Here is a 1,271-nt window from a genome sequence, read left to right on the forward strand (position 1 = left end):
TGGGCTGTGTCAAGTTTCGTAGACGATCTCTTTGTGGATCAGGCGGCGATCGCGGCCTGAAGGGTGTAGTCGGCGCGCGCTTCGGCGGGCGTGCGGTAGCCGAGGCTCGAGTGGAGCCGCTGCCGGTTGTAGAAGACCTCGATGTACTGCATCACGTGGAACCTCGCCTGCTGGCGGGTGGCGAAACGATGCCGGTAGTACATCTCGTTCTTGAGCATCGAGAACCACGACTCGGCGACAGCGTTGTCGTGGCACGAGCCGGTGCGACCGACCGAGAGTCGCACGTCGAGCTCCTTCGCGAGAGCGGCGTATTCAGCCGATGTGTATTGAGCTCCGCGGTCCGAGTGAAAGATCGCGTTCGGTGCGATGCGGCCGTGCGCGTGGGCCATCCGCAGCGCGTCGCTGATCAGCTCGGTGCGCATGTGCGCGGCCATCGACCAGCCCACCACTTCACGGTTGTGGAGGTCGATCACGGTCGCCAGATAGAGCCATCCCTCGCCCGTGCGCAAGTAGGTGATGTCGCCCACGAGCCGCTCGCCGGGCCGGCAGGCGGTGAAGTCCCGGCGGATCAGGTCGGGGCGGTCGTGCTCGTCGTCGGCGGCGATCGTGGTGCGCTTGCTCGTCCGGGGCTGGATGCCGAAGATCCCCAGCTCGTTCATGATGCCGCGCACCAGCCCCTCCGAGGCGCTGATGCCGCGCCGAGCGAGCGCGGCGAGCACCCGCCGGAACCCGTTCACGCCGTTCGACTCAGCGTGTATCGTGCGGATCTGCTCTGCCAGCCACGTCCGCCGGGCTGCGGTCGGCGAGAGCGTGCCCTGCCGTTTCGCCCAGGCGTAGTAGCCGGCGCGAGAGACCTCGAGGAGCCTGGCCATGAGGCCGATCGTGTGGTTGGCCTTCTCCGCGTGCATGAGCGTGAACTTCTCGCTCACCGCTGTTCCTTCGCGAAGAAGGCCGCGGCTTTTTTCAAGAACGTGTTCTCCTCCGCCAGCCTGCGATTCTCCGCCTCCAGCCGCGCGATCCGCAGCGCCTCGGGCGCCGGCGGCGCCGTCTCAGGGTCGGGGTGCTGCGCCCGGTAGGTCTTCACCCAGTAGCCCAGCGAGCTCTCGTTGATCTCCAGCTCACGCGCGACCTGCGCGATCGGCCGGCGCCCCTGCACCACCAACTGGACCGCGTCGGCTTTGAACTCCGGCGTGAACGTCCTGCGATTCGTAGACATGATTCCCTGTCGTGCCTTCCTGGTAACGACTGTCTACGAGAAGTGTCACACCCCA

The 1,271-nt window shown here is 66.4% G+C and carries 1 protein-coding gene; it reads right to left on the reverse strand.

The genetic code is table 11. The features are described from left to right. Nucleotides 1–38: 38 nt before the first annotated feature. Nucleotides 39–1,216, reverse strand: a protein-coding gene (locus FFS20_RS17810; protein ID WP_095376931.1) for an IS3 family transposase whose coding sequence is annotated in 2 segments (ribosomal slippage) — nucleotides 39–958 and nucleotides 958–1,216 — 1,179 coding nt in all. Because the reading frame shifts where the segments join, the coding sequence is not laid out codon by codon here. Nucleotides 1,217–1,271: the final 55 nt, after the last annotated feature.

Origin of the sequence: Brevibacterium sp. 2SA (assembly GCF_005502845.1) — a bacterium.
Taxonomy (GTDB): domain Bacteria; phylum Actinomycetota; class Actinomycetes; order Actinomycetales; family Brevibacteriaceae; genus Brevibacterium.